The sequence below is a fragment of the Nitrosovibrio sp. Nv17 genome (assembly GCF_900119085.1).
In the GTDB taxonomy this organism is placed as follows: Bacteria; Pseudomonadota; Gammaproteobacteria; order Burkholderiales; family Nitrosomonadaceae; genus Nitrosospira.
In genome coordinates, this window is the sequence record NZ_FPIQ01000054.1 from 1 (window position 1) to 1,235 (window position 1,235).

General features: G+C 72.2%; 1 protein-coding gene. It reads right to left on the reverse strand.

All coding sequences use genetic code 11. The features are described from left to right. Window positions 1-1,235 (reverse strand): condensation domain-containing protein (locus tag BT108_RS13280; protein WP_255369729.1); only part of this gene is annotated, 1,235 nt, incomplete at both ends.

A 1,235-nucleotide genomic window follows, 5' to 3' on the forward strand; every position in this document is an offset into this window, starting at 1 on the left:
CCCAGGTGGGACAGGAGGCCGTAGCCGATGCCCCGGCGCGGGATCCGCCTCAGGTCTTCCTTGACGCGCTTGAGCGCCGCCCCAGGTTCGCCCTGCGGATCCAGCAGGATCGGGTAGAGGCTGGTGAACCAGCCTACGGTGCGCGACAGGTCGAGGTCGTCGTGCAGGTCTTCGCGTCCGTGCCCTTCCAGGTCGATCAGGATGCGCGCATGGCCGCTCCAGGCGCACAGCGCCCGTCCCAGCGCGGTCAGCAGGAGGTCGTTGACCTGGGTGCGGTAGGCCGCCGGCGCGTCCTTGAGCAGGCGCTGCGTGGCCGCCCGATCCAGGGTGACGCTGGCCCCGACGTGGTGGCGGAAGGTGTCCGCGCCGTCGGGCCAGTCGCATGGCAGGTGCGCCGGAACGTCCGCCAGGCGTTCCCACCAGGCCGCTTCGTCGGGGTGCGCATCCGGGTAGGCCTGCAGCCGCTCTCCCCAGGCCTGGTAGGCGCTGGTCTTGTGCGGCAGGTCGATGGCCCTGTCCTGCGCGCACGCGTAGGCGCTCTGCAGGTCTTCCAGCAGGATGCGCCAGGAGACGCCGTCGATCACCAGGTGGTGGATGGCGAGCAGGAGACGCCATTGGCTCGCGGGGGTTGCGGGGGTTGCGGCAGTTCCCGAGGCATCGGCAGTGCCGGAGGCTCCAGAACCGGGCAGCTCGAGCGCGAGCGCGCGCAGCAGCGGGCCACGTTCGAGATCCAGACTGCGCTGGGCGGCTTCGCACAGGGCCGCCGCGGCCGCAGGGGTGTCGGCGCGCCGCACCCACAGCAGCTCGGCCTCGCCCACCTCGCCCGGGGCGCCGTAGGCCTGCCGCCATTGTCCCTGCGCGTCTTGTGCGTAGCGCATGCGCAGGGCGTCGTGGTGGCGCACCACGGCATCCAGGGCGCGCGCCAGCCGCGCCGGATCCAGGACGCCGCGAATCTGCAGCAGGATCGCCTGGTTCCAGTGGTGGCGCGCCGGGATGTCGCTCTCGAGGAATTCGGCCTGGATCGGCAGCAGCGGCACGGCGCCGCTGGCCGGCGCCTGGCTCGGGCCTGCCGCGGCATCGGCCGCGTCGGCGCGTTCGGCCACGCCGGCCAGGCTCATCACGCTCTGGCGTTCGAACAGTTGCCGCGGCGTGACTTTCCAGCCCGCTCGGCGCAGCCGCGCCACGATCTGCAGGCTCAGGATGGAGTCGCCCCCCAGTTCGAAGAAGTTGTCCTG